Here is a 25,244-nt window from a genome sequence, read left to right as displayed (position 1 = left end):
GGCGCTGCGCGTCCGGGGCCTCGATGCGAAGACGCCCTCGTGGACATCCGCGAGGGCGTCGTGACTCCCATCGTTTATCGAGCGGACGAAGCGGGCACCGGCGGGAAGACCCGTTGTCAGTCCAGTCGGTAGGAATAGACGTTGTTCAGGTAGCTTTCCGCGCCGATGCGGAACTGCGTCTCTCCGACATGCTCGAAGCCCTTCCGAAGGTAGAACGCGATGGCGGGCGCGTTTTCCGCATTGGTCGTGAGCCAGACCGTATCGGCCTGCATCGCGCGACAATGCCCGAGGGCCGCGTCGAGCAGGCGCGACCCGATCCCTTTCCCATGGTGACGCGGCTGGACGTAGAAGGTCGCGACCTGCAGGTCGGAACATCCGTGCACAGGCGGCCTGCTGCCTGCGGAGACGCGTATGTATCCGTCGATGCCCTCGTCGTTCTGCGACACCATCACGAACTCCGACGGATCGGCTATGAATGTCTCGGCGTTGGCCACGGTGAAGGTGTCGAGGACATAGTCCGCGAAGAAGGCGCTGACGCCGCGCTTCAGATAGGTGCTGATCCACACCTCCAGCGAAAGGGCGGCGATGCTCGAAGCGTCTGAAATCCGGGCCGGTCTGAGGGTCATGGATCTGATATGCCCTCGGCCGGAGCAGGGGTAAACGCCGAATGTTGGGGGCGGAGAGTACTCTTCCCGATCCCTGCGGCGGACCGATCTGCGATCCATCCGTCGAGGGGCATTCCGCCGCGCCGCCCATGGCCGTCAGATATGCGGGATCACGAAGTCGGGGACGATGCCCGCGCGGTCGATCGCGGCGACGATGTCCTCTCCCGCCAGCGGGCCGTGATCGGTGACCAGCGCCGAGGCGAATCCCATGGCGCGGGCGCCGAGGATGTCGGTGTGCAGCGTGTCGCCGACCATCAGCACGCGCGCGGGGGCGGGCGCCGGGTCGAGCCGCGACAGGGCCAGATCGAAGATCGCGCGGAACGGCTTGCCGCAGAACTCGGGCGCGCAGAGGCCGGCATCGGCCAGCGCATTGGCGAAATGGCCGGGCTCGAGCGTCAGCCCGCCTTCGCGCGGGGCCACGAGGTCGGGGTTGCCGACCAGCACCGGGCGCGGGTGGTCGCGCAGGCTGGCGGCAAGAAGGCGCTGCCGCTCGACGGTCCAGCCGTCGGAGCCGACCAGCAGGAAGCCCTCGGCCGCCGCGTAGCCCGCCGCGTCGTCGAGCAGCAGATGCGCGTCGATCGCCTCGAACTCGCGCAGGCCGTGGCCCGGGCCCAGCATCACGCCCCAGCGGCGCGGCTCGTCGCGGCCCAGCCGGGCGAGCAGCGCCTCGCGGCTGGTCACCACCTCGTCGGGGGCGAAGTCGAAGCCGAGCCGCTCGTAGCGCTGCATCATCGCCCGCTTGGGGTAGCCCGCCGAGTTCGAGACCACCATCACCCGCTTGCCCATGCCGCGCAGTTCGGCGATCCGCGCGGCGGCGCCGAGGATCGGCGTCTCGCCCACGTTGAGCACGCCGTAGGCGTCGAACAGCACCACGTCGAAGGGATCGGCGATGGCGCCCAGATGCGGGGCGCGGCCGAAGGCGCTGCCCTCTGGCGCCTCGGGCAGCCGGTGCCGGATCGCCAGATAGGCGTCGAAGGCGGCGCGCCCGTCGGGACGCGGCCCGGTCACAGGATCCGGCGCCGCAGCCAGGCCGAGACGATCTCGCCCAGGATCACCAGTCCGAGGATCGCCAGCAGCACCGTCGCCGCCTCGCGCCAGTTGAAGGTGTCGATCGCGCCTTGCAGGATGATGCCGATGCCGCCCGCGCCGACGAGACCGAGCACGGTGGACTCGCGCAGATTGATATCCCACCGCAGAATCGACACGGCCCAGAATGTCGGCATGACTTGCGGTACGATCGCATAGGCGATGACCTTGAGCCGGGAGGCGCCCGTCGCCTCCAGCGCCTCGACCGGGCGCTTGTCGATTTCCTCGATCGCCTCGCCCAGGAGCTTTCCGACGAAGCCGATCGAGCGGAACATGATCGCGACGATGCCCGCGACGATGCCGGGGCCGAAGATGGCGACGAAGAGTAGCGCCCAGATGATCGTGTTGATCGAGCGCGACGAGACGAGGATGAAGCGGCCGATCCAGAGCGTGGCGCGGTTCGGCGTGGTGTTCTGCGCCGCGAGCCATGCCACCGGCAGCGACAGGATCACCGCGAAGGCGGTGGCGATGGTGGCGATGTTCACCGTCTCCCACAGCACCCGCAGGATCGCGCCGAGATTCGACGGGTCGGGCGGGATCATCCGGCCGAACAGGTCGCCCATCTGGCTGGGCGCGTCCCAGACCCAGGCCCAGATCACCTCGATCGAGGAGATGGCCCAGCCGATGGCCAGCGCGCAGGCGGCGAAGACGGCGTAGCGTTGCAGCCGCTGTTTCAGGGTGAAGCGGGTCCAGTCGTCGCGACCGAGATCGGAGAGGGTCATAGGCGTTTCCTGATCTGGCCCGACACCGCCTCCGACAGGAGGATCACGCCGACGATGACCATGGTGATGGCGAGCGCGAAATCGTAGTCGTAGCGGCCGAAGGCGTTGGCCAGCGTCGAGCCGATGCCGCCCGCGCCGACGATGCCGACCACCGCCGAGGCGCGCAGGTTGCTGTCGAGCTGGTAGATGGTGAGACCGACCTGACGCGGCATGATCTGCGGGATCACCGCGTAGATCAGGGTCGAGAGATAGGGGGCGCCGGCGGCACGCATCGCCTCGACCTGCCCGAAGTCAATCTCCTCGATCCGCTCGGCCAGCATCTTGGCGACGAAGCCGATGGAGTAGACGATCAGCGTCAGCACGCCCGCCAGCGGCCCGAAGCCCACCGCCTTGACGAAGATGATCGCGACGATCACGGGATGGAAGCTGCGCGCGACGATGATGATGGCGCGGCCCAGATAGAACACCGCCTTGGGGACCACGTTGCGCGCCGCCATGAAGGCGATCGGGATCGACAGGATCACGCCGCCGAAGGTGGCGAGGATCGCGATCTTCAGGCTTTCGAGAAAGCCGTCGATCAGGAGCCCCGAGCGCTCGAAGCTCGGCGGGAAGGCCCCGCCGAAGATCCGGCCCGCGCGCTCGATGCCCTCGGCCACCCGGACCCAGTCGATCGGCAGCCAGGCCAGGGTCCAGACGACGTAGACCAGCGCACCGCCATAGACCAGCCAGCGCAGCACCGGGTTGGCGATGAAGCTCGGCTTGCGCCAGTGATCGCGCGGCGCGGGGGCGGGGGAGGGGGCGGTGCTCATGACGCCGCCCGCATCTCGCCGGCGCGGTCGGCGGCGGGGCTGCCGGAATAGATCCGGTCCATCGCCTCCTGGTCGAGCGCGCGGGGCAGGTCGTCGAAGATGATCCGGCCATAGCGCATCCCGACGATCCGGTCGGTGTATTCCTTGGCCTCGTGAACGTTGTGGATGTTGATCAGCACCGGCAGCTTCAGCTCGCGCGAGAGGTCGCGCAACAGCCCCATGATCTGCTCGGAGGTCTTGGGGTCGAGCGAGGCGGTGGGCTCGTCGGCGAGCAGGATCTCGGGCTTCTGCATCAGCGCCCGGACCACGCCGACGCGCTGCCGCTCGCCGCCCGACAGCTCGTCGGCGCGCTTGTCGGCGTAATGGGCGATGCCGACCCGCTCCATCAGCTCGTAGGCGCGGCGGATGTCCTCCTTGGGGTAGCGCCGCATCAGCGCCGCCCAGGTCGAGATGTAGCCCAGGCGGCCGGACTGGACGTTCTCCATCACGGTGAGCCGCTCGACGAGGTTGAAGCCCTGGAACACCATGCCGATCTTGCGGCGGGCGCGGCGCAGCTCGGCCCCGCGCAGCCGGGTCAGTTCGGTGCCGTTGAGGGTGATCGAGCCGGAGGTGGGCTCCACCAGCCGGTTGATGCAGCGCAGCAGCGTCGACTTGCCCGCGCCCGAGGAGCCGATGATCGACACCACGCTCTCGCCCTCGATGGTCAGGTCGAGATTCTTCAAGACCGGCTCGCCGCCGCCATAGCGCTTCACCAGATCGCTGATCTTCAGCATCGCATTCTCCTTGCGGGGTCCGGCCCCGTCGCCGGGGCCGGACCCGTGCGCGTCACTCGGCCGCGAGGCCCTCGGGCGTGTATTCGACGCCATTGGCCTTCTGGATCTGCCGGATCACCGCCCACTGGTCCTCATAGGTGATGGGGATGAACTTGCTGACGCCGGTGAACTCCTCGCCGAGGGCCGTGCCCGCGAAATCGAAGCTGAAGAACGCCTCCTCGATCTTCTCCTTCAGATCGGGCGCGAGGTCGTGGGCATAGGTGTAGGAGGTGGTCGGGAAGGGGTCGCTCTCCCAGACGATGCGCACCTCCTCGGGGTCGTAGAGGCCGCGCTCGGCCATCCGGTCGACCACCTCGGAGGCCACGGGGGCGGCGTCGTAATCGCCCGCGACCACGCCCAGCATCGACTGGTCGTGGCTGCCCGAATAGGTCACCTCGTAATCCTCGTCCGGCACCACGCCGAGATCGGGGAACAGCGCGCGCGGCGCGAGGTTGCCCGAGTTGGAGGTGGGCGAGGTATGCGCCACGCGCTTGCCCGCGAGATCGGCGGGTTCCTGGATGTCGCTGTCGGCCTGGGTGTAGAGCTGCAGCTTGTAGCCGAACTGGCCGTCATCCGAGCCCATGATCGCGAAGGGCACCGCGCCGGCGAGGTTCACCGCATAGGGGGTGGGGCCGGTCGAGAAGCCCGCGATATGCAGGCGGCCCGAACGCATCGCCTCGACCTCGGCCGAGTTCGACTGCACCGCGAAGAACTGCACGTCCTTGCCCGTCACCTCCTCGAGATGGGCGATGAACGGCTCCCAGATGTCCTCGTAGATCGCCGGATCCTCGACCGGGGTATAGGCGAAGACCAGCGTGTCGGGGTCCTTGAGCAGGCTCTCGTCGGTCGGCGCGTCGGCCACCAGATCGCCGTCGGCGTCGCAATACATCGCGTCGAGCGCGCCGCGCTCGGGGCAGTCGTCCTGCGCCATGGCCGTCATGGCCGAAAGCGTCATCGCGGCGAGCGTCGCCGCACCCAGAATCGTCGGGGTCTTGAGCATGTCGAGTTGTCCTCCTCCCAGAGATGGTCCGGGGGACCGCTCCTCAACGGTGCCCGGATCGCAGCGATCTCAGCACTTCGGGTTTGACAGTGCAACATTTTCTTGGGTGAAGATGTGTCAGACCGGACATCGGGGGACAGGCATGGGCAGCGAGGCGCGTCCCGCCAAGGCGGAACGACAGGCACAGATCCTGATGGAGCTGAAGCTCAGGCCGCATGTGCGGATCGCCGATCTGGCGGCGCGCTTCTCGGTGACGCCCGAGACGATCCGCCGCGATCTCGGGGCGCTGGACGGGCGCGGCCAGATCCGCCGCGCCTATGGCGGCGCCACCGCGCCCTATCCCGGGGCGCGCCACGATCTGGAGGCGCGGCAGGAGCGCCGTGTCGACGAGCGGGCGCGGATCGGCCGCGCCGCGGCGGCGCTGGTGCGGCCGGGCGAGACGCTGATGATCGACGCGGGCGCGACGACGATCGAATTCGCGCGCTACCTCGCCATCGCGGGCACCCCGGTGACGGCCATCACCAACTGCCTGCAGGTGGCGCAGCTCCTGGGCGGGGTGCCGGAGGCGGAGGTGGTGCTCTGCGGCGGTCGGCTCCTGGCGGGGGAGGGGGCGTTGATCGGGCCCGAGGCGGTGGAATCGCTGCAGCGCTACCGGGTCGATGCCTGCTATCTCGGGGCCTCGGCGGTCGATGCGGAGATGGTGAGCGAGGCGGTGCGCGGCTTCGACGCGGTCAAGCGGGCGATGCTGGCGGCGAGCGGGCGCTCGGTGCTCTTGGTCGATTCCAGCAAGCATGGCCGGCGCGACTTCGCGGCGGTGGCGCCGCTGTCGAAGATCTGTCTCGTCGTCACCGACGCGGCCCCGGACGAGGTGCTGGCACGGGGTCTGGCGCAGCACGGCGTGGCGCTACGGGTGGTCTGATGCGGGCGCCGCGCCCCCGGCAAGGGGGGACGCGGGTGGCGCGCTCGGCTCAGAGGTAGATCGAGCCGCCGAAGATCTTGCGGACCATTTCGGCGCGGGTGGTGCCGAGCGCCGCGAGGTCATCGTCGCTCATGTCGTTGAGGCGGCGGACCTGCTGCATGCGCGGGCCGGCTTCGGCGATGGCGACGAGGCCGCGGCCGATATAGGCGAAGGGGGCGATGAGGATACCGGCCAGCGAACGGGCGGTGGATTGGGTCGCGGTCTGTGCCATGTGAACGGCCTCTCGTCTGGTGTCTGCCTTGTCTTGCAACGAGATATGCGCCCCCGAGGGGGTGCGGACAACAGACGCTTCGGTCTGGCCGGGTTGCACTGGGCGCAAGGCAGTCGCCTCAGCCGTCGAGCGCCTCGGCGGCGGCGCGCCCCGAGAGCAGCGCCGCCTCGATCGTCTCGGGCAGGGGCCCGGCGAGCCAGTCGCCGGCCAGCGCGAGCTTGGCCAAGGGCCGGATGGCCGGCCGCGCGCGGCGACCCGCGGGCGAGGCGTCGGCGGTGGCGGCGCGGGCGCGGATCAGCCGGGCGGCCAGCGGCGGCGCATCGGTGCCGGCGGCGCGGGCCACCTCGCGCCAGATCCGGTCAAGGGTGGCGTCGCGGTCGGGGCGGGGCCCGGCGCAGCTCTCGGCGGCCGAGACGGTGACCGATATCACGTCGTCGCGGCGAAACAGCCAATGCGACAGGCTCGAGATCAGCCCGAGGATCGGCGGCAGCCGCCCGGCCGTCTCGGGCGGCACCCGGAAATGCGCGTTGAGGATCGACTGGCCCGGCCCCGGCGCGGGCCCGTCGAGCAGCCGCGCCAGCGCGTCGGGGGGCAGGGCGAGGATGGCGGCGTCACCGGGGCCGAGCGTGATCTCTTCCGCGCCGAAGCGCAGCGCGTGGAGCCGGTCGCCTTTCAGGGCGAGGCCGGTGAGGGGGCGGCGGAAGTTCGGACGGATGCCGCGCTCGGCCAGCCGCGCCAGCGCCGGATCGACAAGGGTGGGGCCGAGGCCGCGCGGCATGGTGACCGGGCGGCTGGCCGCGCCGCCGCGCAGCACGGTGCGGCGCAGCACCTCGGCCAATGGCGCCGCCGCCGCGTGGTCGGGCGGGGCGTTGAGCACGGCGAGCGAGAGCGGCTCCCAGATCCGGGTCCAGGCCGGACCGCGCCCCGGGATCGCCTGCGCCACGGTGGCATCCGGCCCGGCACGCATGAGCCGCGCCGCGTCGGGGCCGAGCGAGAGCGCGGTGCCGGGCGGCAGCCGCAACCCGCCGCGCAGCAGCTCGCCGAGGGAGGCGGGCAGGCGCAGGCTCCAGCGGGCGCCGGTTTCGAGGTCGAGAAAGGGCAGCTCGGCGCGCGGGGCGATGTCGAGCAGGCCGGAGGTGCCGATGCGGCGGCAATGGTCGAGCACCTCGGCATTGCCCGAGAGCACGAGGTGGTTGCCATTGTCGATCACTCGGTCGAGCGCGCCGTCGTGAAAGCTCCAGCAGCGGCCGCCGGCGCGGGCCGTGGCCTCGTGCAGAACCACTTCGGTGCCGGGGCGCTCGGACAGGTGCAGCGCGGCGGCGAGGCCCGCGAGCCCCGCGCCCACGACATGGACCCGCCTCACCGCGTCGCGCCGCTCGTGGCGAGGCACAAGAGCCCGTCCACCAGCTTGCGCCAGCGCGGGCGCGGCACGGGCGGGCGCGCGGCATCGGCCTCGATCTGGCGCAGCAGCCGCTCGTATGGGCCCATCATCAGCAGCGCCGGGGCGATGCGCAGCCGTGGATGCGCCGCGATCTCGCGCGCGGCGGCGCGGTAGGCGGCGCGGGCCCGCAGCGCGAGGCGGCGGCGCGCCTCGGGCAGGCCGGGGGCGTCCGATACGGCGGCGGGAACGGGCGGGATGCCGGTCTCGGCCAGGAGCCCGGCGGGGAGATAGAGCCGGCCCAGTTCGGCGTCCTCCTCGACGTCGCGCAGGATGTTGGTGAGCTGCAGCGCCTCGGCCAGCGTCAGCGCGAACCGCTCGGACGCGGCGCCGCGCCAAGCGCCGAAGACATGCATCGACAGGATGCCGACCGCGCCCGCGACGCGGCGGATATAGGCGTCGAGGCGCGCCTCGTCCGGTGCGATCACCCCGTCGAGATCCATGCGCATGCCGTCGAGGATCAGGGCCAGCTCATCCTGCGGCAGATCGTAGGCACGGCTCGCATGGGTGAGCTCCCGGCCCACCGCGGTGCGGGGCCGTCCGTCGCGGATGCGGCCGAGCTCGGCGGCCCATTCATCGAGGAAGGCGCGCTTCTCGGCCAGCGGGGCCGGGCCGTCGACCATGTCGTCGAGCAGCCGGCAATAGGCGTAGATGGCGAGGATGGCGCGGCGGCGCGGCGCCGGCATCAGCCGCATCCCGGCGCGAAAGCTGCTGCCCGACCCCGCGACGATCCGGGCCACCTCGCGCTGGTTCTCGTCGCTCATGCGGTACCGCCCGGCACGCGGCGCGGCGCGATCAGCGCGAGCCCGCCGCGCAGCCCGGCGCGCAGCCAGTCGCCGCGGTTCGGCGCCACCCGCCCAGCCAGCGGATCGGCGCGCCGCAGCCGCAGCTGCAGTCGCGCGGCCAGCGTCGCGATCACCTCGATCTCGGCCCGCAGGCGCCGCGCGCGGACCGTGCGCGGCAGGGTGGCGGCGCGCGCCAGCAGCCCGGCATTGGCGTCGAGCGCGCGGTCGACGGCGGCGCGCAGCGGCGGCGTCAGCACCGCCCCGCCCAGATCGCCGACATCCGCCCCGGCGGCGCGGAGCCAGTCGAGCGGCAGGTAGACGCGGCCCAGATCGCGCCAGTCCTCGCCCAGATCCTGCAGGTGGTTGAGCACCTGCAACGCCGTGCACAGCGCATCCGCCGCGTCGCGATCGGCGCCGGTCTCGCCATGCAAATCGAGAAGGAAGCGCCCGACCGGGTTGGCCGAGGACCGGCAATAGGCGCGCAGCTCGGCCCAGCTCTCGCAGGGGCGCGCCTCGATGTCGGCGCGGAACGCCACCAGCGTCGCGATGGCATGACGCTCGAGCCCGGCGCGGCCGACCGCCCGCAACGCGTCGCGCAGCGCGTGGCCGCGCGGATCGCCATCGCCCGCGCCGCGAAGCCCGGCCTCGATCCGGTCGAGCCCGGCCTGCTTGTCCTCGATCCGCATCTCGGGGTCGTCGGCGATGTCGTCGGCGGCGCGCACCACGGCGTAGAAGGCCCGCACCGGGTCGCGCAGCGGCGCCGGGAGCAGCAGCGATCCGACCGGGAAATTCTCGGTCTCGGCGGCGCGGCGGCGCGGCTGCGGCATCGCGCCGCGCTGCTCGGTCTTCACGACTTTTTCCATGTCCTCGCTCATCCGCGCGCTAGATCGTCCGACGCCCTCCCGATGGGCGGATATCGAAAGTACGAACACCATGGTAGATACGAGCGCCCCCGTGGCAAACCTTTCCCTCCGGGCAGCGCGCCGCGTGGCGCGCCGGGAGGCGTGATGATGGACGGGTCGGGCGGGTTCGACGCGGCGCGCAGGCGGGTGTTGGTGATCGGCGCGGGGCCGGGCGGTCTCGCCACCGCGATGCTGCTGCGCGCGGCGGGCGCCGAGGTCACGCTTCTGGAGAAGGAGGACCAGCCCGGCGGCCGCACCGGCGCGATCCGCCGCGACGGCTTCACCTTCGACATCGGCCCGACCTTCTTTCTCTATCCCGAGATCCCGCGCGAGATCTTCGCGGCTTGCGGCCATGATTTCGACGCCGAGGTCGAGCTGATCCGGCTCGACCCGATGTACCGGCTGCAATTCGACGATGGCCGCGCCATCGACGCCACCGCCGATGTCGAGCGGCTCACCGAACAGGTGGCGAGGATTGACGCGCGCGACGCGCGCAACGTCGCGGGCTATTTGGAAGCGAACCGCGCCAAGTTCGAGGCGTTCCGGCCGATCCTGCAGCGGCCCTTCGCCAGCCTGCGCGACCTGGCGCAGCCCGACATGCTTCGCGCGCTGCCGAAGTTCAGGCCCTGGGCCACGGTGGATGGCGAGCTGCATCGCTGGTTCCGCAATCCGGATGTGCGCGTGGCCTTCTCGTTCCAGTCGAAATATCTGGGCATGTCGCCGTTCAAATGCCCGTCGCTCTTCACCATCATCGCCCATGTCGAATACGGCTTCGGCGTCTGGCATCCGAAGGGCGGCTGCAACGCGATCACCGCCGCGATGGCGCGGGTGGCGCGCCGGATGGGGGTCGACATCCGCCTGTCCGAGCAGGTGGAGCGGCTCAAGGTCGAGGGGCGGCGCGCGGTGGGGGCGGTGACGGCCAGGGGCGATTACGACGCCGACGCGGTGGTGATGAACGCCGATTTCGCCCATGCGATGACGACGCTGGTGCCGGATGCGGCGCGCAAGCGCTGGACCGACAAGCGCATCGCGTCCAAGAGCTACTCCTGCTCGACCTTCATGCTCTATCTCGGCATCGAGGGGACGCTGCCCGAGATGAGCCATCACACCATCGCCTTTTCCGGCGATTACCAGCGCAACGTGGCCGAGATCGACGCCGGCAAGGCGCCGCTCGATCCCACGATCTACGTGCAGAACGCCAGCCGCACCGATCCGACGCTGGCGCCCGAGGGGCATTCGGCGCTCTACGTGTTGGCGCCGGTCGGCAATTTGACGGGGGGCGAGGACTGGGCCGCGCTGGCGCCCGCCTACCGCGAGAAGATCCTCGACCGGGTATCCAGGCTGGCCGGGCGCGACATCCGGCCCGCGATCCGCACCGAGATCATGTACACGCCCGACGACTGGCGCTCGAAGCTCTCGGTCTACAATGGCGCGACCTTCAACCTCGCGCATAATCTCGGGCAGATGCTGCATTATAGGCCGCGCAACCGGTTCGAGGATATCGACGGGGTCTATCTCACCGGGGGCGGCACGCATCCCGGCTCGGGGCTGCCGACCATCTTCGAGAGCGCCCGGATCGCCAGCAAGCTCTGCGCCGAGGATATGGGCCTGCCGGGGGCGGGCGCGATGACGACGACACTGCCGATGGAGGCTGCGGAATGACGAAGACGGGGATCATCGGTGGCGGCCTTGGCGGGCTTGCCGCCGCCTGCACGCTGGCGGCGCGCGGTCATGACGTCGTGCTGTTCGAGAAGAACGACTGGCTCGGCGGCAAGGCCGCGGTGCTGGAGGAGGGGGGCTTTCGCTTCGACATGGGGCCCACGATCCTGACCATGCCGCGCGTGCTGGAGCGGATCTTTTCCGAAGCCGGCCGCGACCTGCATGCCGAGCTCGACCTGCGGCGGCTCGACCCGCAATGGCGCTGCTTCTACGACGACAAGACGGTGCTCGATCTGCGCGACGACCCGCGCCAGGCGGCCGAGGCGATCGGGCGGCTCTCGCCCGGGGACCGCGAAGGTTTCGAGCGGTTCATGGAGGTGGCCGGGCAGCTCTCGGACGTCTCTGACCGGTTCTTCTTCTGGAAATCGGTCGAGGATCTGCGCGACACGATGGATCTCAAGGCGAACATGAACCTCGCCACGCTGAAGGACGTGATGGCGCTCCGGATGCACCGCACCGTGGCCGGGCAGATCAAGCGCGACGTGAAGGACCGCCGCGTGGCGCAGATGCTGGAGCATTTCATCCAGTATGTCGGCTCCTCGCCGCTGGCCTCGCCGGCGGTGCTCTGCGGCATCGCGCAGATGCAGCAGGGCGAGGGGGTCTGGTACCCGATGGGCGGGACGCGGGCCGTGCCTCTGGCGCTGACCCGGCTGGCCGAGGCCTTGGGCGTCGAGATCCGCACCGGCGGCGGCGTGCGCCGGATCGAGGTGACGAAGGGCCGGGCCCGGGCGGTGATCACCGATGCGGGCGAGCGCGTCGCCTGCGACCACGTGGTGTCGAACATGGACAGCGTGCGCACCTATCGCGAGCTGGTCGGCGGCGCCGAGGGCCGGGCCTTCGACAGGTCGCGCAAGCGCGAGGCCGCCTGCTCGGGGGTGGTGCTCTATCTCGGCCTCGACCGCGCCTACGAGCATCTGGCGCATCACAACTTCGTCTTCTCGCGCGACCCAGAGGAGGAGTTCGGCGCGATCTATGACAAGGGCGAGCCGGCGCCGGATCCGACCGCCTATATCGCCGCGCCCGCGCGCACCGAGCCGGGCGTCGCGCCGGAGGGCGGCGAGGCGCTCTATGTCCTCGTCCACACCCCCTATCTGCGCCCCGGCCACGACTGGAAACAGATGCTGCCGGGCTACCGCGAGGTGATCCTCGACAAGCTGCGGCGCAGCGCCGGGATGGAGGACATCGACGCGCGCATCGTGGTCGAGCGCAGCCTGACGCCGCAGGACATCCACGAGCGCTACAACGTGCTCGACGGCGCGATCTACGGGCTGGCGAGCCACGGCAAGGTGCTGGGCGCGTTCAAGCCGGGCAACCGCTCGCGGCAGGTCGAGGGGCTGTATCTCGCGGGCGGCTCGGCGCATCCGGGACCGGGCATGCCGATGGCGCTGATGTCGGGCTGGATCGCCGCCGACACGCTCGACCGTGACGCGGGTGGCGCGCGCGCGGCGCGCGACGACGCGGACGGGGCGCGGCGGCAGCAGGCGGGCGCGGATGTCGCGGCCGAGTGATCCCGAGGCCGCGCGCTCGCCCCGGATGGCGGGCTTCTTCGCGGGGGTGATGCGGCGCCAGCTGGCGCGGCAGTTCCGGGCGGTGCGGATCGCCCGGCCCGGCCTGCCGGCGCTGGACCCGGCCCGGCCGGTGATGGTGGTGACGAACCACCCGTCATGGTGGGATCCGGCAGTGTTCATCGCGCTGCATGACGGCCTGTTTCCGGGCCGCACCGGCTTTGGCCCGATCGAGGCGGCGATGCTGGAGAAATACCCCTTCATGGCACGGATCGGCCTGTTCGGGGTCGAGGAGGGTTCTCGCGGCGCGGCCGGGTTCCTGCGGGTGGCGGGGCGGATCGTGTCGCGGCCCTACCGGGTGCTGTGGATCACCGCGCAGGGGCGTTTCGCCGATCCGCGCGAACGGCCGCTGGCGCTGCGTCCCGGTGCGGCGCATCTCATGGCGCGGCATCCGGACCTCGCGGCGCTGCCGCTGGCGCTCGAATACCCGTTCTGGTCCGAAAAGCGGCCCGAGGCGCTGCTGCGCTTCGGCGCGCCGCTTTCGGCGCGCGAAGGCGAGCCGGTGGCCGATCTCGCGGCGCGGCTGGAGGCGGCGCTGACCGAGACCTGCGACGGGCTGGCGGCGCTGGCGATGGCGCGCGATGCCTCGGCCTTCGACATGGCGCTCGGCGGGGCGCGCGGCACCGGCGGCGTCTACGGGCTGTGGCAGCGCGGGCGGGCGGTGCTGGCGGGGCGGCGCTTCGTGCCCGATCACGGGGAGGAGGGATGATCCTGATCCTGTCGATCCTCGCCTTGGCGCTGGCCGGGCTATTCGCCGCGATGTGCGTGGTCAATCTCTCGGTGCTGCGGCCACCGGAGGGGGCGGGGGGCGAGGCGGTGTCGATCCTGATCCCGGCCCGCGACGAGGCGGCCAATATCGACGCGGCGCTCGATGCGGCGCTGGCGCAGAGCGGCGTCGAGATCGAGGTGGTGGTGCTCGATGACGGCTCGACCGACGGCACGGACGCGATCGTGGCGGCGCGGGCCGCACGCGACGGGCGGGTCCGGCTGCTGCGCGGCGCGGCGCTGCCAAAGGGCTGGATCGGCAAGACCCATGCCTGCTGGCAGCTCTCGAAGGCGGCGCGGCACCCGGTGCTGCTTTTCGTCGATGCCGATGTGCGGCTCGCCCCCGATGGGGCGGCGCGGCTCTCGGGAGAAATGGCGCGTCGCGGTCTCGACCTGCTCAGCGGCTTTCCGCGTCAGGTCACGCGGACATGGGCCGAGAAGATTGTGATCCCGCAGATATTCACCACGCTTCTGGGGTACCTGCCGCTGCCGATGGCGCGGGCCCGGCCCGACCCGGCCTTCGGCGCGGGCTGCGGCCAGCTGATGGCGGTGCGCCGCGCGGCCTATGACGCGGCGGGCGGGCACGCGGCCTTTGCGGGCCGGATGCATGACGGGCTGGAGCTGCCGCGTCGGGTGCGGGCCACGGGCGGGCGCAGCGATCTGTGCGACGCCACGCCGGTCGCGACCTGCCGGATGTACGCGACGCCCGCCGCGATCTGGCACGGGTTTTCCAAGAACGCGACCGAGGGCATGGCCACGAAGCGGGCGCTGCCGGTCTGGACGCTCTTGCTGTTCGGCGGCCACGTGCTGCCGTTCCTCACGCTCGTTGCGGCGCTGATCGCGGGGGCGGGGTGGGCCGCTGCGGTCTCGGGGCTGGCCTGCGCGCTGGTGCTGGGCGCGCGCATCGCCATGGCGCTGCGGCTGCGACAGTCGTGGCTTTCGGTCTTGGCGCATCCGCTCGGCGTGATGGTGGTGCTGGCGATCCAGTGGAGCGCGCTGATCGGGGCGTCGCGCGGCCGCCGCGCGGTCTGGCGCGGCCGCGACTACGGCATGGGCTGAGCGCTCAGCCGATCAGCGATTTCAGGATGCGTTCGACGTTGCGCCCATAGGGGGGGCGCACCAGTCGCGCCAGCGAAGGCCGGGCGATCATGGTGCTGCGCGGCCGGGTGAAGGCGCGGAAGCCCTCGGCCCCGTGATAGGCGCCCATGCCAGAGGCGCCGGCGCCGCCGAAGGGCAGTTGCTGCACGCCGACATGCAGCACCGCCTCGTTGATCACCGCACCGCCCGCCGGGATCGCCTCGGCCTCGGCCCGCGCGGCGGCGCGATCGCGGCCATAGACGTAGAGCGCCAGCGGGCAGGGGCGTGCGGCGACGAAATCGCGCGGCTCGTGCGGCGCGTCATAGGGGATCACCGGCAGGATCGGGCCGAAGATTTCCTCGCGCATCAGCGGGTGGTCGCGGTCGGGGTCGATCACCGCCACCGCGCCCATGCGCGGCGGCGCGGGCGGGCGCGCCATCAGCGGCACCGGGTCGAGCCCGTCGAGCAGCGCCGCGAGCCGGTCGCGGTCGGACGCGCGGGCGATCGCGGCATAGTCGGGCCCGGCGGGGTCGGGATAGAGCGCCTCGGTCGCGGTCTTCAGCGCCGCGACGAAGCGGTCGAGCATCTCGCGCGGGACCATCGCGTAATCGGGGGCGACGCAGGTCTGACCGGCGTTCAGCAGCTTGCCCGCCATGATCGAGCGGGCGGCGGCGTCGATCTCGGCGTCGGGGCGCAGGATGGCGGGCGACTTGCCGCCCAGCTCCAGCACCACCGGCACGAGGTTTCGGGCCGCCGCCGCCATGATGTGGCGGCCGGTGCCGGTGGAGCCGGTGAAGAACAGCCCGTCGAGCGGGGCGGCGGCCAGAGCCCGGGCCTGATCGGCGCCGCCGGTCAGCACGCGGGCGCGGTCGGGGATCGCGCGTTCGACGATCCGTGCGATCAGCGCGGCGCTGCGCGGCGTGTGCTCCGAGGGGTGCAGGATCGCGCGGTTGCCGCCGGCGATGGCGGCGACGAGCGGCACCAGCGCCAGCTGCACCGGGTAGTTCCACGGCCCGATGATCCCGACCCGGCCCAGCGGCACCCGGTCGACCCGAGCCGTGGAGGGCCACAGATGCGGCGGCAGCATCACCCGCTCGGGCCGCATCCAGCGCCGCAGATGGCGCCGCGCGTGCTGCGCCGCGCCGATCACCATCGCCACCTCGGTGAGCAGCGTCTCGGGCCTTGGCCGGGCCCCGAAATCATCGGCGACGGCTTCGGCGGCTTCCTCGGCATGGGTGCGCATCTCGCGCTCCAGCGCTTCCAGATGCGCCTTGCGGGCGGCGCGGTCCGGGGCGGGCTCGGTCGGGCCGAAGGCGTCGAGCGCCGCTTCGAGGGCGGGGTCGGGTGTCGCGGTCATCCTGCCTCCTGGCGCGCGGCGCGGTCATCCGCGTCATTGACGCGAAAGTCGCGCTCGGTCCAGTCGCCATAGATGATCGGGTTGCGGGCGCAGAAGGCGACGAGCAGCCCCGAGAGCGGCCAACGGGCGCCATGGCGCAGCCGCCGCTGCGCCGCGACGGCGCCGTAGCTCGCGCCGGCGAGATTGGCCGCCACGTCGCCCATCGTGTCGGGCAGGCCGGATCGCTGCGCATTGGTGCCGAAGACGGCGTCGATCGCGAACTCGAACAGCTCCCAGCCGGCGCCGACCAGCGCCGCGAAGCCGACCCCGAGCGTGCCGAGGATCCACAGGGCGGTGCGCGGCGGCGCGCCCGCCGTGGACAAGAGCGCCATCGCGACGCCGGCGAGTGCCAGCACCGCCGAGGCCAGGGCATGCAGCAGCAGGTCCCAGACCGCGCTGTCGCGGTAGAGGCCCGCCGCCTCGCCCAGCACGAAGGCGGCGAGGCAGAAGCCGAGCACGCCGGTGGAAAGGCCGGGCGGCATCACGATGCCCGAGACGCGGGTATAGAGCGGCAGCAGCAGCGCCAGCGCCATCGCCCCGAGCGCGGCCAGCGTCAGAAGCGGTTGCGCCGAGAGGACACCCGCCGCGGCGATCAGCCCGGCGCCGCCCCAGAGGATCGACCGGGGCAGGGTGGTGGGTCGCAGCAGGCCGGTCCGGATCATCTGGCGGTCTCGCATCGGGGTGTCGGGGCGCAACCTAGCGCGCCCGCGCGGGGGCCCAAATCAGGGGTCCAGGCTGGCGCACGGGCCGAAGTCGGCACCGAGGTCGGCAGTGGGGTCCGCCTAGCGCTTGATGATGATGTAGAGCGCGTGGATGATGCCGGGGACATAGCCGAGGAGCGTCAGGATCACGTTGATCCAGAAATGCTTGCCCAAGCCCTCCTGCAGGAACACGCCGAGCGGCGGCAGCAGGATGGCGACGATGATGCGGATGATGTCCATTCGGGGTCCTCGTGGCGCAGGCGCGCCGGTTCGTGTCACGGGTCGGGAAGCCAATGCGGCGCATCCGCATCGGTTCCGCGCGAAGGCGTGGCGGGTGAACGGCGACCCTCCGCGCGGCTTCGTGACCTCGCCTTTACTAACGACGGCTAACGACCTATATGTGCGTTAGCGAAGGAGGTCCGCCATGATATCGCAGGCAGGTGCACGTCAATCCGGCGCCGAGGGGTTCGGCGAGGTGATGTCCTCGCTGTCGCGGCTTCGGCTCGACCATCTCGCCGCGCCGCTGGCGCGGGCGGTGGACAGCTATCTCGCCGATCACGCGCGCCAGCTCAGGGCGCTGTCGCGGCCCGAGCCGCTGACCGCCGCCGAGGAGGCGGCGCTGGCCTCGGTGGGCGTCGGACGCGGCGCCGGTGAGCCGGATCTCGGCCCCGTCATGGGGGTGGCGGTGCGGCTGGCCGCGATCCAGGCCGGGGCGATCCCGCTCAAGGCGGCGGCGGCGCGGCTCGGGGTCAATGACAGCCGGTTGCGGCAGCGGATCAAGGCGCGGACGCTCTACGCGCTGCGCCAGCCGGGCGGGCGGGGCTGGATGGTCCCGGCGTTCCAGTTCCTCGGCGATGCGGAGCTGCCGGGCCTCGCGCAGGTGCTCCCAGTCGTCCGAGAGGACATCCACCCGGTCGAGCTGGAGAGCTTTCTGACCACGCCGCAGCCGGATCTCGAGGATGAGGATGGCACGGCGATGCGGCCCGTGGACTGGCTCGCGCAGGGGCGCGACCCCGGCGCGGTGCGGGCGCTGGCGGCCGGGATCTGATGCCGAAATTCCCCGAGCCGCCGGAGCGGGCGGCGCTCGAAGCCCTGGGCCCAGAGATCCGCGAACTGCCGCGCGCCGCGCCGCTGGGGCGGATCTTCATGCGCGGCGGCGCGCATCCGGTGGAGTGGAACAGCTTTCGCCACTGGGGCCCGACCGACGCGCGGTTCGACCATCACCTGCCGGGGCCGGATGGCGGCGGCGCGGAGCAGGCGCGCGGCGTGCTCTACGCGGCGGGGCCGGGTGGCGCGGGGGCGCTCGCGACCTGCGTGGCCGAGGTGTTCCAGTCCAAGCGGATCATCAATCGCAGCCATGGCGCGCCTTGGTTCTGCGTCTTTGCCACCACGCGGCCGCTGCGGCTGCTCGATCTCACCGGGCGCTGGCCGACGCGGGCCGGGGCCTCGGCGGCGATCGCCACCGGTGCGCGGGCCCGGGCCCGGCGCTGGAGCGCGGCGGTCTACGAGGCCTATCCGATGATCGACGGGGTGATCTACCGCTCCTCCATGGCCGGTGACGCCGAGGCGGTGGCGCTCTACGAGCGGGCCGCCTCGGCGCTGCCGGAGCGGCCGCAATTCCACCGGGCGCTGGAGGACCCGGCGCTGCAGCGGCCGCTGCTCGATGCCGCCGCCGCGATCAATTACGGATTGATCTGAGCGCGGGCCGCGCCGGGCCGGTTCATCCGGGCTGGTCGAGCTGCTCGGTCACGACGATCGCCATGTCGCGAATCCGGTCATGGGCCTCGGCTCCGAGCGGTGCGCGGGGCCGTGTCACGTCGTGCAGGCGGCGCAGCAGCTGCCCCACCTCCTCGATCTCCGCATCGGTGAAGTCGCGATCCGACCGGGAGAAGCCGCCAAGCGAGAAATTCCCGCCCTCATGGATCGAGTGGCTGTGGCCGAAGGTGAGGCCGTATTCGCGGGCCAGCGCGAACAACCCGGTGTCGTCGGTCGCCTCGAATTCGGGCCAGCGCCTGACGCCCTGTTCCTGCATCGACCAGCGGACGGTCGGATCGCGCATCAGCCAGCCCTGGCGCGCGTAGAGTTCGCGAAACTCCGGCGGGTAGCATTCGAACATGTAGGCAGCGGAGGTGAACCGGAGATGCAGACCGACCGCGAAGCCCGCCGTTGCGATCTGCTTGAGGCGGCTCAGGGTGCCGATGACGATCGTTGCGGTCTGCATGCACTTGTCTTTCGGTGTTTTCGGGGGATATCACAAGGGTTCCAGCGCCGGAAGGTTTGCCCTGCCGGGGTGAACGGCTGCATGATCGCATCATCGGCGAACCGCAATGGCTTCGATGGAAGCCGCGCAACCGACAGGCCAAGACATTGATATCGAAGGACGCATCCGAGGATTTCGCGCGACTCGCGCCGAGCGGCTTCTATGTCGCCCTCAGGGTGCGCTTCGCGTTTCCGGCCACCGAACTCAACGCGCTGCCGCGCGAATGGGTCGATCTTTATTCCAGACGCCGGTTCTTTTTCGACGACCCGGCGCTGCGCTGGTCCTGCGACCATGTCGGCGCGGTGCGCTGGAGCGCGCTGGCCGATACGGACCCGCAGGAGATCATCCGGCAGTCCCGGGCCTTCGGCCTGCGTTACGGCGCCGTCGTCGCCTTCAGCGAGAGCGACGGGCGGCGCAGCTACGGGCTGTTCTACCGGCCGGACCGCGAATATGACGACGCGGAGTTGGCGGATCTGGCCGAGCGCGTGGCAGCACTGCATGTCGGGCCGGGACGCGCCGGCGCGCTGACCCAGGCCGAGCTGGCGGTACTGGAAGCGGTCCGCGACGGCACGAAGATCAAGGAGATCGCCCACGACTTCGGGGTCAGCGAAGGCGCGATCAAGCAGCGGCTGAGGAATGCCCGCGACAAGCTCGGCGCCGCGAACGGCACCCAGGCCGCGGTCATGGCCTCGCGTCTCGGCCTGATCTAGGCCGGGCGCCGATCGGGGCCCGGGTCCTATTCGACCGGCGCCGACAGGGTTTCGGGCTCGGCCGAGGGCGCGATCCGGTCGATCATCGCCTCGCCCAGCATCCAGGCCACGACGAGCGCGACCAGAGCCGCCGCGCCCCAGAGCAGATACATGCCCGGCTTGGCCGGGCCCTTGTTGATGTCCATCTCGACGATCCTTCTCGACGGCTGGTGCCGCCATAGTAGCGCGGATCGGCGCGGATTTCCCCCGTTTCGATGCGGTGCCCGTGATCGGGCCGCGCATCAGGCCCGCATGTAGGCCCAGCCCTCGTTCTGGCGCGTCGCGATATGCAGCACGGCGGCGGGCACCACGCGCGCCGTCTCGGGCACGGCGAGGCCCTGCGCGGCGAGCGAGTTGCCGCAAAGGAGCAGCGGCGGCTCGACCTCGCCGGTTTCGATCGCGGTGGCCACGGCGCCGGCATTGACGACGATCTCGACCTCGGCCGTGGGGTCGGCGCGCAGCAGGTTGCGGGCGTTGGAGCGGGCCCGGGCGAGGGCGGCCGCGGTCGGCGCGTGGATCAGCAGTCGCAGGGCCATGTCACAGGGCCTCCTGAATGTCGGTGACGAGCGGGGCGAAGCCCGGATCCTCGCGGCGGCCCTCGAGCGGCAGCGCGACGCGGCGGTCGAGGCCGATGCGGGCGGGCTGGCCCGAGAGCACGATGACGCGTTCGCTGAGCAGCGCCGCCTCGGCGATGTCATGCGTCACGAAGAGGATCGCCGCGCCCGAGGCAGACCAGATCCTGAGCAGCTCGTCCTGCAACGCGCCGCGCGTCAGCGCGTCGACCGCCGAGAAGGGCTCGTCCATCAGCAGCACGTCGGGCCGCACCACCAGCGCCCGGGCGATGCCGCCGCGCTGGACCTGCCCGCCGGAGAGCTGGTGCGGGTAGCGATCGGCGAGATGCTCCATCCGGGTCAGGCGCAGCACCTCGTCGACCCGTTCGCGCCGCTCGCCGGCGCTGAGCGACAGACCTTCGAGACCGTATTCGACGTTGCGCCTGAGCGTGCGCCAGGGCAGCAGGCGGCCGTCCTGGAACACGATGGCGCGGCGGCGCTGGCCCGGCCGCACCGGGCTGGTGAGATCGATGGTGCCGGCATCGGGCGGCAGCAGCCCGGCGATGGCGCGCAGCAGCGTCGACTTGCCGACGCCCGAGCCGCCGACCAGCGCCACGAAGCCGCCCGCCTCGATGTCGAGGTCGAACTCCTGAAGCGTCGGGCGTTCGGCCCCGGGAAAGCGCAGGCTCAGCCCGCGCGCGGTCAGGACGGGCGCCATGCGAGAAGCCTCCCCTCGATCAGCGAGAACAACGCGTCGGACAGGGTGTAGACCACCGAGATCGCCAGCATGTAGACGACCACCGCCTCGTAGGCGCCGACGCCGGCGGCGGCGTTCATCTCCTGGCCCATGCCGGGCACGCCCAGAAGCTCGGCCGCGATCAGCGTCATCCAGGCCTGGCCGACGCCGGTGCGCAGCCCCGACAGGATGCCGGGCGAGGCGGCGGGCAGGGTCACCGAGCGGTGCCGCTTGAAATAGGCGCCCTGGCCGAAGGCGCGGGCCAGCTCGTGGTAGCGCGGATCGACGTTGCGCACGGCCGCGTAGGTGGCGAAGTAATTCACCCAGAACACGCCGATCGAGATCACGAAGGCCGCGCCCGCATGGCTCACCTTGAACCAGGCGATGGCGAAGACCACCCAGGCCAGCGGCGGGATCGGCCGCAGGATCCGCGCCAGCCAGGCATGCGCCGCGTCGAGCCGCGGCAGCGTCGCGGTGGCGAGACCCACCGCGATGCCCAGCAGCGAGCCGAGGCCGAGCCCCCAGACGTAGTGCACGAGCGAGGAGCCGATGGCCGGCAGCAGCCGGCCCGAGACGATCTCGTCGCGGATCGCGGCCGGCACCAGGAACGGGTCGGGCATGGTGCCGGGCGTGGTCCAGCCGAAGCTCCCGGCGGCCTTCCACAGCGCGATGAAGGCCACGAGACCGGCGGCGCCGAACGCGGCGCGCCGGATCCCGCGCGGTGCGGCGGCGCTCATCGTGCGGCTGCGCGCTCGAAGACGTCGAGGTCGAACAGCGCGTCGAGATCGACCGGCTGCGCCAGCGTGCCGAGCTCGATCTGGAAGTCGTGCATGGCGCGGGTGCCCTCGGTGATGCGGTTCGGATCGGCGACGAACTGCGCCGCGGACCGTGCGATCGCGGCCTCGACCACCGCCGGGTCGAGACGGCCGCCGCCGACATGCTTGGCGACCATCGGCGCGGCGGTGGCGGCGTCGCTGGCGAGCAGATCGGTCGCGGAAATATGGGCCGCGACCAGCGCCTCGACGGTCTCGGGCGACCGCTCCAGCAGCCCCTCGCGGACCGCGAGCACCGCGCCGGGCTGATCGGGGAACATCTCCGCCCCCGCAGCCACCACCTCGGCGCCCTCGATCCGGGCCAGCGTGGTCGAGACGACCGGTTCGAGGATCGCGGCGCCATCGACCGCGCCGGTCAGCAGCGCCTGCTGCACCTGCGCCGTGCCCTGATGGATGATCTCGATCAGCTCGGGATCGATGCCCGCCTCTTCGCGCATCCAGTATTGCAGCACGGTTTCCGGCACCGAGCCGGTGGGGAAGGTCGAGATCACCGGCTTGCGGCCCTCTCGCGCGGCGAAGGCCGCGAAGGCGGTGGCAGCGTCGGCGCCCTCGAAATCCGCCGCCAGCGGCGGCAGCGCGACGAGCGAGATCTGCTCGACGATGTTGGAGGCCACGACCTTGATGTCGGCGCCGCGTCCGCGCGCCACCATGGCCGGGCCGATGCCGAGATAGGCGACGTCGAGTTGACCGGCCAGCAGCGCCTGCACCATGGCCGGACCGTTCTGGAACTCGACCAGATCGGCGTCGATCCCGGCCTCGTCGAGCGCGCCGTTCTCCAGCGCCACGAAGAGCTGCGACACCGGCAGGATCGGCATGTAGCCGATCTCGATCTCGGTATCCTGTGCCAGCACCGGCGCGGCGGCCAGTCCGGCGGCGAACAGGGTGGTGAATGCGGTCTTCATCTCGGAGCCTCGCGCTGGGTTTGTCGTCACTTAACGCGGTCATGGCGCGGGCGGGAGGTGAGGCGGCGCGAAAGGGAAACCCGTCTTTTCGGGCCTGTCCGGCTGGTCCGGGCGTTCCGCGCGATGCCCGGCCATTGGAACGGCGATCCCCCGAGCCGGCGCGCGAATGGGCAAGGCACCGCTCGTTCGGGGCCCACTGGGAGATTTGCACGCCGGTCGGGCCGGAATCGCGCTAGGCTGGAGCGCATGAAACGGTGGGTTCTCATCGCCTTGCTGGTCCTCGCGGGGCCGGCGCTCGCGCAGGAGCGGCGCGAGACCGGGCTGGAGCTGGTGCTGCTGGCCGATGCCTCGGGGTCGATCGACGCCGAGGAGCTGGCGTTCCAGCGGCAGGGCTATGCCATGGCGCTCACCGATCCGCGGGTCGTCGCGGCGATCGAGGACAGCACCTACGGCACCATTGCCGTCACCTATGTGGAATGGGCGACGAACACGGCGGTGGTGGCGGACTGGACGATCATCGACGGGCCGGAGGCGGCGCGCGGTTTCGCCGATGCGCTGCTCGGGCCGCCGCGGCGCGCCGTGGGGCGCAACGCGATCGGCGGCGCGCTGCTCGAAGGCAAGCGGCTGATCGAGAGCAATGACATCGACGCGCCGCGCGCGGTGATCGACTTTTCGGGCGACAGCATCGGCAATTCCTCGGGGCCCTCGATCGCGGCTGCGCGCGACGAGGTGCTGGCGGCGGGGATCACGATCAACGCGCTGCCGATCCTGCGACCCGAGGACGGGCGCCGGGCCGGAGCCGATCTCGAGGCGGAATATGCCCGCCGGATCATCGGCGGGCCCGGCGCCTTCATGGTCACCGCCGAAAGCCGCGCGACCTTCGCCGAAACGCTGCGCCGCAAGCTGGTGCTGGAGATCGCGGGGCCGGAGGCGGCGCGGCGGCACGCGGCGCGATAGGCCCGCGCCATGCGGCGGGATCAGGCGGCCTGATGCTGCGCCCGCCAGCCGCGCCGCAGCCACCATGCCAGGCCGAAGGTGGCGGCCAAGGCGAGGATCAGCCCGACCGAATTGGCGATCAGCGCCGCGATTTCTGCGATCCTCTCGGCGAAGGCGTAGCCGAGCCAGCTATAGGCTAGGCACCATGTCACCGCGCCCGCCGCCGCCGCCGCGCTGAAGCGCGACCGGTCGAGCCCGAGCGCGCCGGAGAGGTAGCCGACATAGGGGCCGAGCGGGCTCAGCACGGTGCGGCTGAGAAACACCGCCAGCAGGCCGCGCCGGTCCAGCAGGTCCTGCGCGCCGCCCAGCACGGCGGCGGGGCCGGGTCGGCGCCCGAGCCGCGCGATCAGCGGCGCACCGCCCGCGCGGGCGAGGTGATAGGCGATCTGGTCGCCCGCCACGAAGCCCGCCAGCGCCGCCGCCAGCAGCTGCCAGTAGACCAGATCGCCCGCCGCCGCGAAGCCGCCGGCGGCCATCACCAGCATCGACGACGGGATCGGCAGCGCTAGGCAGGACAGCGCCACCGAGACCATGACCAGCCAGTTGCCATAGACCGGAACCAAGGCGAGCAGGGTATCGGTCATTGCTGGGCACCCTCCATCTCGGCGCGGGCAGCCTCGATCCGATGCCGGAACCGCTCCAGTTCGGGCCCGTCCCCGAGCACGTCCGAGAGGGTCGTCGGGCCTCCATGGGGCCGCGGGTCGACGGGCAGGAGGCTATAGACGAAAGACGGCGGCAGGCCCCAGCTGCGGGCGACATAGCGCGGCGTCATCCACGGCTCGATCGGCCGTTCGGCATGGGTCGGGGCGAAAAGCCGGGTGGTGGCGGTGCCGACCTGCCACCCGAAGCCGAGCCCCGCCACGACCGCGAGGGCCAGCAGCAGGGCCGCGACCGGATGCCGGCGCGACAGGAAGCGAAACAGGCGGCGTGCTCCGGTCATGATCCTCGACCCCTTCACGGGTGCTGCGGCCCCCTACCAGCTCAGCGGCGGCCGCGATCGGCCGGGCCGATCGCGCCGTCACCATCGCGGTCCAGCCGCGAGACGAGGCGGTCGATCCGGCTCTCCATCTCCGCCTCGGAGATCTGGCCGTCGCCATCGGCGTCGAGCGCCTGGAACGCATCGACCATCCGCTCGCGCGTGAAGGCGTTGTAGAGCGTTTCGAACTCGGCGATCTCCAGCGCGCCGTCGCCGGAGGCGTCCGCGCTTTCGACCTGCGCGGCGCGGAAGGCGTCGATCTCGGCCCGGGTCAGCGCCCCATCCTCGTTCATGTCGGCCTGTTCGATGATCTGCTGCAGCATCACCGGGCCGCCGCGACGGCCATGATGGCGATGCCCGCCCTTGCCGCCAAAGCCGGCGCGGACGCGCTCGATGACGCCGGGCCGTTCCGGGGCCTGGGTCGTGGCGCTTTCGGGGGTTTCCGCGACGGGCTGGCTCTGGGCCGTGGCGATGGCGGCGCCGGCGCCGAGCAGCGTGGTCACGAGAAAGGCGGCGGGAAGCAGGGTCTTGGGTGTCATGGCGATCGGTCCTCGGGTCTGGTCCGGGCTGCGATGCCCGGGCCTTCGTCGAGGACCGTCCTGCCAGCCA

General features: G+C 71.6%; 31 protein-coding genes. 9 read left to right on the top strand and 22 right to left on the bottom strand.

All coding sequences use genetic code 11. The annotated features are described in order from the left end of the window. Positions 1 to 116: 116 nt before the first annotated feature. The 6 genes from O4G76_RS12135 to phnD form a co-directional block, all read right to left on the bottom strand. Positions 117 to 626, bottom strand: coding sequence for a GNAT family N-acetyltransferase (locus O4G76_RS12135; RefSeq protein ID WP_269397579.1), 510 nt, complete (start codon positions 624 to 626; stop codon positions 117 to 119). A gap of 135 nt (positions 627 to 761) precedes the next feature. Further along, entirely contained in the window at positions 762 to 1,673 is a 912-nt protein-coding gene (locus tag O4G76_RS12130) for an HAD-IIA family hydrolase (RefSeq protein WP_269397578.1), read from the bottom strand. Further along, positions 1,670 to 2,473, bottom strand: coding sequence for a phosphonate ABC transporter, permease protein PhnE (gene phnE / locus O4G76_RS12125; RefSeq protein ID WP_269397577.1), 804 nt, complete (start codon positions 2,471 to 2,473; stop codon positions 1,670 to 1,672). The genes O4G76_RS12130 and phnE (O4G76_RS12125) overlap by 4 nt, the downstream gene beginning before the upstream one ends. Then, entirely contained in the window at positions 2,470 to 3,282 is an 813-nt protein-coding gene (phnE, locus tag O4G76_RS12120; RefSeq protein ID WP_269397576.1) for a phosphonate ABC transporter, permease protein PhnE, read from the bottom strand. The genes phnE (O4G76_RS12125) and phnE (O4G76_RS12120) overlap by 4 nt, the downstream gene beginning before the upstream one ends. Beyond that, a complete protein-coding gene (gene phnC, locus O4G76_RS12115) occupies positions 3,279 to 4,055 on the bottom strand; it encodes a phosphonate ABC transporter ATP-binding protein (RefSeq protein WP_269397575.1) in 777 nt (258 codons plus the stop codon). The genes phnE (O4G76_RS12120) and phnC overlap by 4 nt, the downstream gene beginning before the upstream one ends. 52 nt (positions 4,056 to 4,107) lie before the next feature. Further along, positions 4,108 to 5,094, bottom strand: a complete 987-nt coding sequence (gene phnD / locus O4G76_RS12110; protein ID WP_269397574.1) for a phosphate/phosphite/phosphonate ABC transporter substrate-binding protein — start codon at positions 5,092 to 5,094, stop codon at positions 4,108 to 4,110. 142 nt (positions 5,095 to 5,236) lie between these two features. Between phnD and O4G76_RS12105 the strand changes: the two genes are divergently transcribed. Further along, positions 5,237 to 6,013: a DeoR/GlpR family DNA-binding transcription regulator gene (locus O4G76_RS12105; protein ID WP_269397573.1), complete on the top strand. Its 777-nt coding sequence runs from the start codon at positions 5,237 to 5,239 to the stop codon at positions 6,011 to 6,013. Between the two features lie 49 nt (positions 6,014 to 6,062). Here O4G76_RS12105 and O4G76_RS12100 read toward each other — a convergent pair whose 3' ends face one another. The 4 genes from O4G76_RS12100 to O4G76_RS12085 all read right to left on the bottom strand — a co-directional run bounded on the left by O4G76_RS12100 (position 6,063) and on the right by O4G76_RS12085 (position 9,370). Beyond that, positions 6,063 to 6,284, bottom strand: a complete 222-nt coding sequence (locus O4G76_RS12100) for a DUF1127 domain-containing protein (RefSeq protein WP_269397572.1) — start codon at positions 6,282 to 6,284, stop codon at positions 6,063 to 6,065. A gap of 118 nt (positions 6,285 to 6,402) precedes the next feature. Further along, entirely contained in the window at positions 6,403 to 7,674 is a 1,272-nt protein-coding gene (locus tag O4G76_RS12095) for an FAD-dependent oxidoreductase (RefSeq protein WP_269397571.1), read from the bottom strand. Beyond that, complete coding sequence (locus O4G76_RS12090; RefSeq protein WP_269397570.1) at positions 7,644 to 8,486, bottom strand: squalene/phytoene synthase family protein; 843 nt, start codon at positions 8,484 to 8,486, stop codon at positions 7,644 to 7,646. The genes O4G76_RS12095 and O4G76_RS12090 overlap by 31 nt, the downstream gene beginning before the upstream one ends. Further along, positions 8,483 to 9,370: a squalene/phytoene synthase family protein gene (locus O4G76_RS12085; protein ID WP_269397569.1), complete on the bottom strand. Its 888-nt coding sequence runs from the start codon at positions 9,368 to 9,370 to the stop codon at positions 8,483 to 8,485. Before O4G76_RS12085 ends, O4G76_RS12090 begins: the two co-directional genes overlap by 4 nt. A gap of 144 nt (positions 9,371 to 9,514) precedes the next feature. On the opposite strand from O4G76_RS12085, the gene crtI reads away from it, so the two are divergent. From crtI to O4G76_RS12065, 4 genes are read left to right on the top strand one after another with little or no spacing between them, the layout of a single operon-like run. After that, entirely contained in the window at positions 9,515 to 11,071 is a 1,557-nt protein-coding gene (gene crtI / locus O4G76_RS12080; protein ID WP_269397568.1) for a phytoene desaturase family protein, read from the top strand. Next, positions 11,068 to 12,636, top strand: a complete 1,569-nt coding sequence (locus tag O4G76_RS12075; RefSeq protein WP_269397567.1) for an NAD(P)/FAD-dependent oxidoreductase — start codon at positions 11,068 to 11,070, stop codon at positions 12,634 to 12,636. Before crtI ends, O4G76_RS12075 begins: the two co-directional genes overlap by 4 nt. Further along, the gene (locus O4G76_RS12070; RefSeq protein ID WP_269397566.1) at positions 12,620 to 13,402 is read left to right on the top strand and encodes a lysophospholipid acyltransferase family protein; all 783 of its coding nucleotides are present in this window, start codon (positions 12,620 to 12,622) and stop codon (positions 13,400 to 13,402) included. The genes O4G76_RS12075 and O4G76_RS12070 overlap by 17 nt, the downstream gene beginning before the upstream one ends. Beyond that, positions 13,399 to 14,517: a glycosyltransferase family 2 protein gene (locus O4G76_RS12065; protein WP_269397565.1), complete on the top strand. Its 1,119-nt coding sequence runs from the start codon at positions 13,399 to 13,401 to the stop codon at positions 14,515 to 14,517. The genes O4G76_RS12070 and O4G76_RS12065 overlap by 4 nt, the downstream gene beginning before the upstream one ends. A 4-nt stretch (positions 14,518 to 14,521) precedes the next feature. On the opposite strand, the gene O4G76_RS12060 is transcribed toward O4G76_RS12065, so the two are convergent. The 3 genes from O4G76_RS12060 to O4G76_RS12050 form a co-directional block, all read right to left on the bottom strand. After that, positions 14,522 to 15,892, bottom strand: a complete 1,371-nt coding sequence (locus O4G76_RS12060; RefSeq protein WP_269397564.1) for an aldehyde dehydrogenase family protein — start codon at positions 15,890 to 15,892, stop codon at positions 14,522 to 14,524. Further along, positions 15,889 to 16,593: a hypothetical protein gene (locus tag O4G76_RS12055; protein ID WP_269397563.1), complete on the bottom strand. Its 705-nt coding sequence runs from the start codon at positions 16,591 to 16,593 to the stop codon at positions 15,889 to 15,891. The genes O4G76_RS12060 and O4G76_RS12055 overlap by 4 nt, the downstream gene beginning before the upstream one ends. Positions 16,594 to 16,713: 120 nt before the next feature. Then, on the bottom strand, positions 16,714 to 16,872 hold the full coding sequence (locus O4G76_RS12050) for a YqaE/Pmp3 family membrane protein (RefSeq protein ID WP_085896949.1): 159 nt from the start codon (positions 16,870 to 16,872) through the stop codon (positions 16,714 to 16,716). 184 nt (positions 16,873 to 17,056) lie between these two features. On the opposite strand from O4G76_RS12050, the gene O4G76_RS12045 reads away from it, so the two are divergent. Next, positions 17,057 to 17,680, top strand: coding sequence for a hypothetical protein (locus O4G76_RS12045; protein ID WP_269397562.1), 624 nt, complete (start codon positions 17,057 to 17,059; stop codon positions 17,678 to 17,680). Continuing rightward, positions 17,680 to 18,330: an RES domain-containing protein gene (locus O4G76_RS12040; RefSeq protein WP_269397561.1), complete on the top strand. Its 651-nt coding sequence runs from the start codon at positions 17,680 to 17,682 to the stop codon at positions 18,328 to 18,330. Before O4G76_RS12045 ends, O4G76_RS12040 begins: the two co-directional genes overlap by 1 nt. A gap of 22 nt (positions 18,331 to 18,352) precedes the next feature. On the opposite strand, the gene O4G76_RS12035 is transcribed toward O4G76_RS12040, so the two are convergent. Continuing rightward, positions 18,353 to 18,853, bottom strand: a complete 501-nt coding sequence (locus O4G76_RS12035; RefSeq protein ID WP_269397560.1) for an autoinducer binding domain-containing protein — start codon at positions 18,851 to 18,853, stop codon at positions 18,353 to 18,355. A gap of 146 nt (positions 18,854 to 18,999) precedes the next feature. On the opposite strand from O4G76_RS12035, the gene O4G76_RS12030 reads away from it, so the two are divergent. Further along, a complete protein-coding gene (locus O4G76_RS12030; RefSeq protein WP_269397559.1) occupies positions 19,000 to 19,602 on the top strand; it encodes an autoinducer binding domain-containing protein in 603 nt (200 codons plus the stop codon). A gap of 26 nt (positions 19,603 to 19,628) precedes the next feature. On the opposite strand, the gene O4G76_RS12025 is transcribed toward O4G76_RS12030, so the two are convergent. From O4G76_RS12025 to O4G76_RS12005, 5 genes are all read right to left on the bottom strand, one after another. After that, positions 19,629 to 19,787 carry a hypothetical protein gene (locus tag O4G76_RS12025; protein WP_269397558.1) on the bottom strand — a complete coding sequence of 53 codons (159 nt, stop codon included), beginning with the start codon at positions 19,785 to 19,787 and terminating at the stop codon, positions 19,629 to 19,631. A 96-nt stretch (positions 19,788 to 19,883) separates the two neighbouring features. After that, positions 19,884 to 20,177, bottom strand: coding sequence for a hypothetical protein (locus O4G76_RS12020; RefSeq protein WP_269397557.1), 294 nt, complete (start codon positions 20,175 to 20,177; stop codon positions 19,884 to 19,886). 1 nt (position 20,178) lies between these two features. Continuing rightward, complete coding sequence (locus tag O4G76_RS12015; RefSeq protein ID WP_269397556.1) at positions 20,179 to 20,910, bottom strand: ABC transporter ATP-binding protein; 732 nt, start codon at positions 20,908 to 20,910, stop codon at positions 20,179 to 20,181. Further along, a complete protein-coding gene (locus tag O4G76_RS12010; protein ID WP_269397555.1) occupies positions 20,895 to 21,665 on the bottom strand; it encodes an ABC transporter permease in 771 nt (256 codons plus the stop codon). The genes O4G76_RS12015 and O4G76_RS12010 overlap by 16 nt, the downstream gene beginning before the upstream one ends. Next, entirely contained in the window at positions 21,662 to 22,663 is a 1,002-nt protein-coding gene (locus O4G76_RS12005; RefSeq protein ID WP_269397554.1) for an ABC transporter substrate-binding protein, read from the bottom strand. The genes O4G76_RS12010 and O4G76_RS12005 overlap by 4 nt, the downstream gene beginning before the upstream one ends. 246 nt (positions 22,664 to 22,909) lie before the next feature. Between O4G76_RS12005 and O4G76_RS12000 the strand changes: the two genes are divergently transcribed. Beyond that, entirely contained in the window at positions 22,910 to 23,620 is a 711-nt protein-coding gene (locus tag O4G76_RS12000) for a DUF1194 domain-containing protein (RefSeq protein WP_269397553.1), read from the top strand. A gap of 20 nt (positions 23,621 to 23,640) precedes the next feature. Here O4G76_RS12000 and O4G76_RS11995 read toward each other — a convergent pair whose 3' ends face one another. Genes O4G76_RS11995 through O4G76_RS11985 form a run of 3 tightly spaced genes read right to left on the bottom strand, consistent with a single transcriptional unit; the run spans position 23,641 to position 25,174 of the window. Next, positions 23,641 to 24,243, bottom strand: coding sequence for a DedA family protein (locus O4G76_RS11995; protein WP_269397552.1), 603 nt, complete (start codon positions 24,241 to 24,243; stop codon positions 23,641 to 23,643). After that, a complete protein-coding gene (locus O4G76_RS11990; protein ID WP_269397551.1) occupies positions 24,240 to 24,599 on the bottom strand; it encodes a hypothetical protein in 360 nt (119 codons plus the stop codon). The genes O4G76_RS11995 and O4G76_RS11990 overlap by 4 nt, the downstream gene beginning before the upstream one ends. 41 nt (positions 24,600 to 24,640) lie before the next feature. Continuing rightward, positions 24,641 to 25,174, bottom strand: a complete 534-nt coding sequence (locus tag O4G76_RS11985; RefSeq protein ID WP_269397550.1) for an EF-hand domain-containing protein — start codon at positions 25,172 to 25,174, stop codon at positions 24,641 to 24,643. Positions 25,175 to 25,244: the final 70 nt, after the last annotated feature.

It is taken from the genome of Limimaricola sp. G21655-S1 (assembly GCF_027213785.1).
GTDB lineage: Bacteria > Pseudomonadota > Alphaproteobacteria > Rhodobacterales > Rhodobacteraceae > Limimaricola.
Note: the sequence above shows the minus strand (reverse complement) of the source record. Positions and strands in the feature narration are given on the sequence as shown.

Coding starts and splice junctions, on each gene's coding strand:
- O4G76_RS12135 (WP_269397579.1), bottom strand. CDS start 626: ATGACCCTCAGACCGGCCCGGATTTCAGACGCTTCGAGCATCGCCGCC.
- phnE (WP_269397577.1), bottom strand. CDS start 2,473: ATGACCCTCTCCGATCTCGGTCGCGACGACTGGACCCGCTTCACCCTG.
- phnE (WP_269397576.1), bottom strand. CDS start 3,282: ATGAGCACCGCCCCCTCCCCCGCCCCCGCGCCGCGCGATCACTGGCGC.
- phnC (WP_269397575.1), bottom strand. CDS start 4,055: ATGCTGAAGATCAGCGATCTGGTGAAGCGCTATGGCGGCGGCGAGCCG.
- phnD (WP_269397574.1), bottom strand. CDS start 5,094: ATGCTCAAGACCCCGACGATTCTGGGTGCGGCGACGCTCGCCGCGATG.
- O4G76_RS12105 (WP_269397573.1), top strand. CDS start 5,237: ATGGGCAGCGAGGCGCGTCCCGCCAAGGCGGAACGACAGGCACAGATC.
- O4G76_RS12100 (WP_269397572.1), bottom strand. CDS start 6,284: ATGGCACAGACCGCGACCCAATCCACCGCCCGTTCGCTGGCCGGTATC.
- O4G76_RS12090 (WP_269397570.1), bottom strand. CDS start 8,486: ATGAGCGACGAGAACCAGCGCGAGGTGGCCCGGATCGTCGCGGGGTCG.
- O4G76_RS12085 (WP_269397569.1), bottom strand. CDS start 9,370: ATGGAAAAAGTCGTGAAGACCGAGCAGCGCGGCGCGATGCCGCAGCCG.
- crtI (WP_269397568.1), top strand. CDS start 9,515: ATGATGGACGGGTCGGGCGGGTTCGACGCGGCGCGCAGGCGGGTGTTG.
- O4G76_RS12075 (WP_269397567.1), top strand. CDS start 11,068: ATGACGAAGACGGGGATCATCGGTGGCGGCCTTGGCGGGCTTGCCGCC.
- O4G76_RS12070 (WP_269397566.1), top strand. CDS start 12,620: ATGTCGCGGCCGAGTGATCCCGAGGCCGCGCGCTCGCCCCGGATGGCG.
- O4G76_RS12065 (WP_269397565.1), top strand. CDS start 13,399: ATGATCCTGATCCTGTCGATCCTCGCCTTGGCGCTGGCCGGGCTATTC.
- O4G76_RS12060 (WP_269397564.1), bottom strand. CDS start 15,892: ATGACCGCGACACCCGACCCCGCCCTCGAAGCGGCGCTCGACGCCTTC.
- O4G76_RS12055 (WP_269397563.1), bottom strand. CDS start 16,593: ATGATCCGGACCGGCCTGCTGCGACCCACCACCCTGCCCCGGTCGATC.
- O4G76_RS12050 (WP_085896949.1), bottom strand. CDS start 16,872: ATGGACATCATCCGCATCATCGTCGCCATCCTGCTGCCGCCGCTCGGC.
- O4G76_RS12045 (WP_269397562.1), top strand. CDS start 17,057: ATGATATCGCAGGCAGGTGCACGTCAATCCGGCGCCGAGGGGTTCGGC.
- O4G76_RS12040 (WP_269397561.1), top strand. CDS start 17,680: ATGCCGAAATTCCCCGAGCCGCCGGAGCGGGCGGCGCTCGAAGCCCTG.
- O4G76_RS12035 (WP_269397560.1), bottom strand. CDS start 18,853: ATGCAGACCGCAACGATCGTCATCGGCACCCTGAGCCGCCTCAAGCAG.
- O4G76_RS12025 (WP_269397558.1), bottom strand. CDS start 19,787: ATGGACATCAACAAGGGCCCGGCCAAGCCGGGCATGTATCTGCTCTGG.
- O4G76_RS12020 (WP_269397557.1), bottom strand. CDS start 20,177: ATGGCCCTGCGACTGCTGATCCACGCGCCGACCGCGGCCGCCCTCGCC.
- O4G76_RS12015 (WP_269397556.1), bottom strand. CDS start 20,910: ATGGCGCCCGTCCTGACCGCGCGCGGGCTGAGCCTGCGCTTTCCCGGG.
- O4G76_RS12010 (WP_269397555.1), bottom strand. CDS start 21,665: ATGAGCGCCGCCGCACCGCGCGGGATCCGGCGCGCCGCGTTCGGCGCC.
- O4G76_RS12005 (WP_269397554.1), bottom strand. CDS start 22,663: ATGAAGACCGCATTCACCACCCTGTTCGCCGCCGGACTGGCCGCCGCG.
- O4G76_RS12000 (WP_269397553.1), top strand. CDS start 22,910: ATGAAACGGTGGGTTCTCATCGCCTTGCTGGTCCTCGCGGGGCCGGCG.
- O4G76_RS11995 (WP_269397552.1), bottom strand. CDS start 24,243: ATGACCGATACCCTGCTCGCCTTGGTTCCGGTCTATGGCAACTGGCTG.
- O4G76_RS11990 (WP_269397551.1), bottom strand. CDS start 24,599: ATGACCGGAGCACGCCGCCTGTTTCGCTTCCTGTCGCGCCGGCATCCG.
- O4G76_RS11985 (WP_269397550.1), bottom strand. CDS start 25,174: ATGACACCCAAGACCCTGCTTCCCGCCGCCTTTCTCGTGACCACGCTG.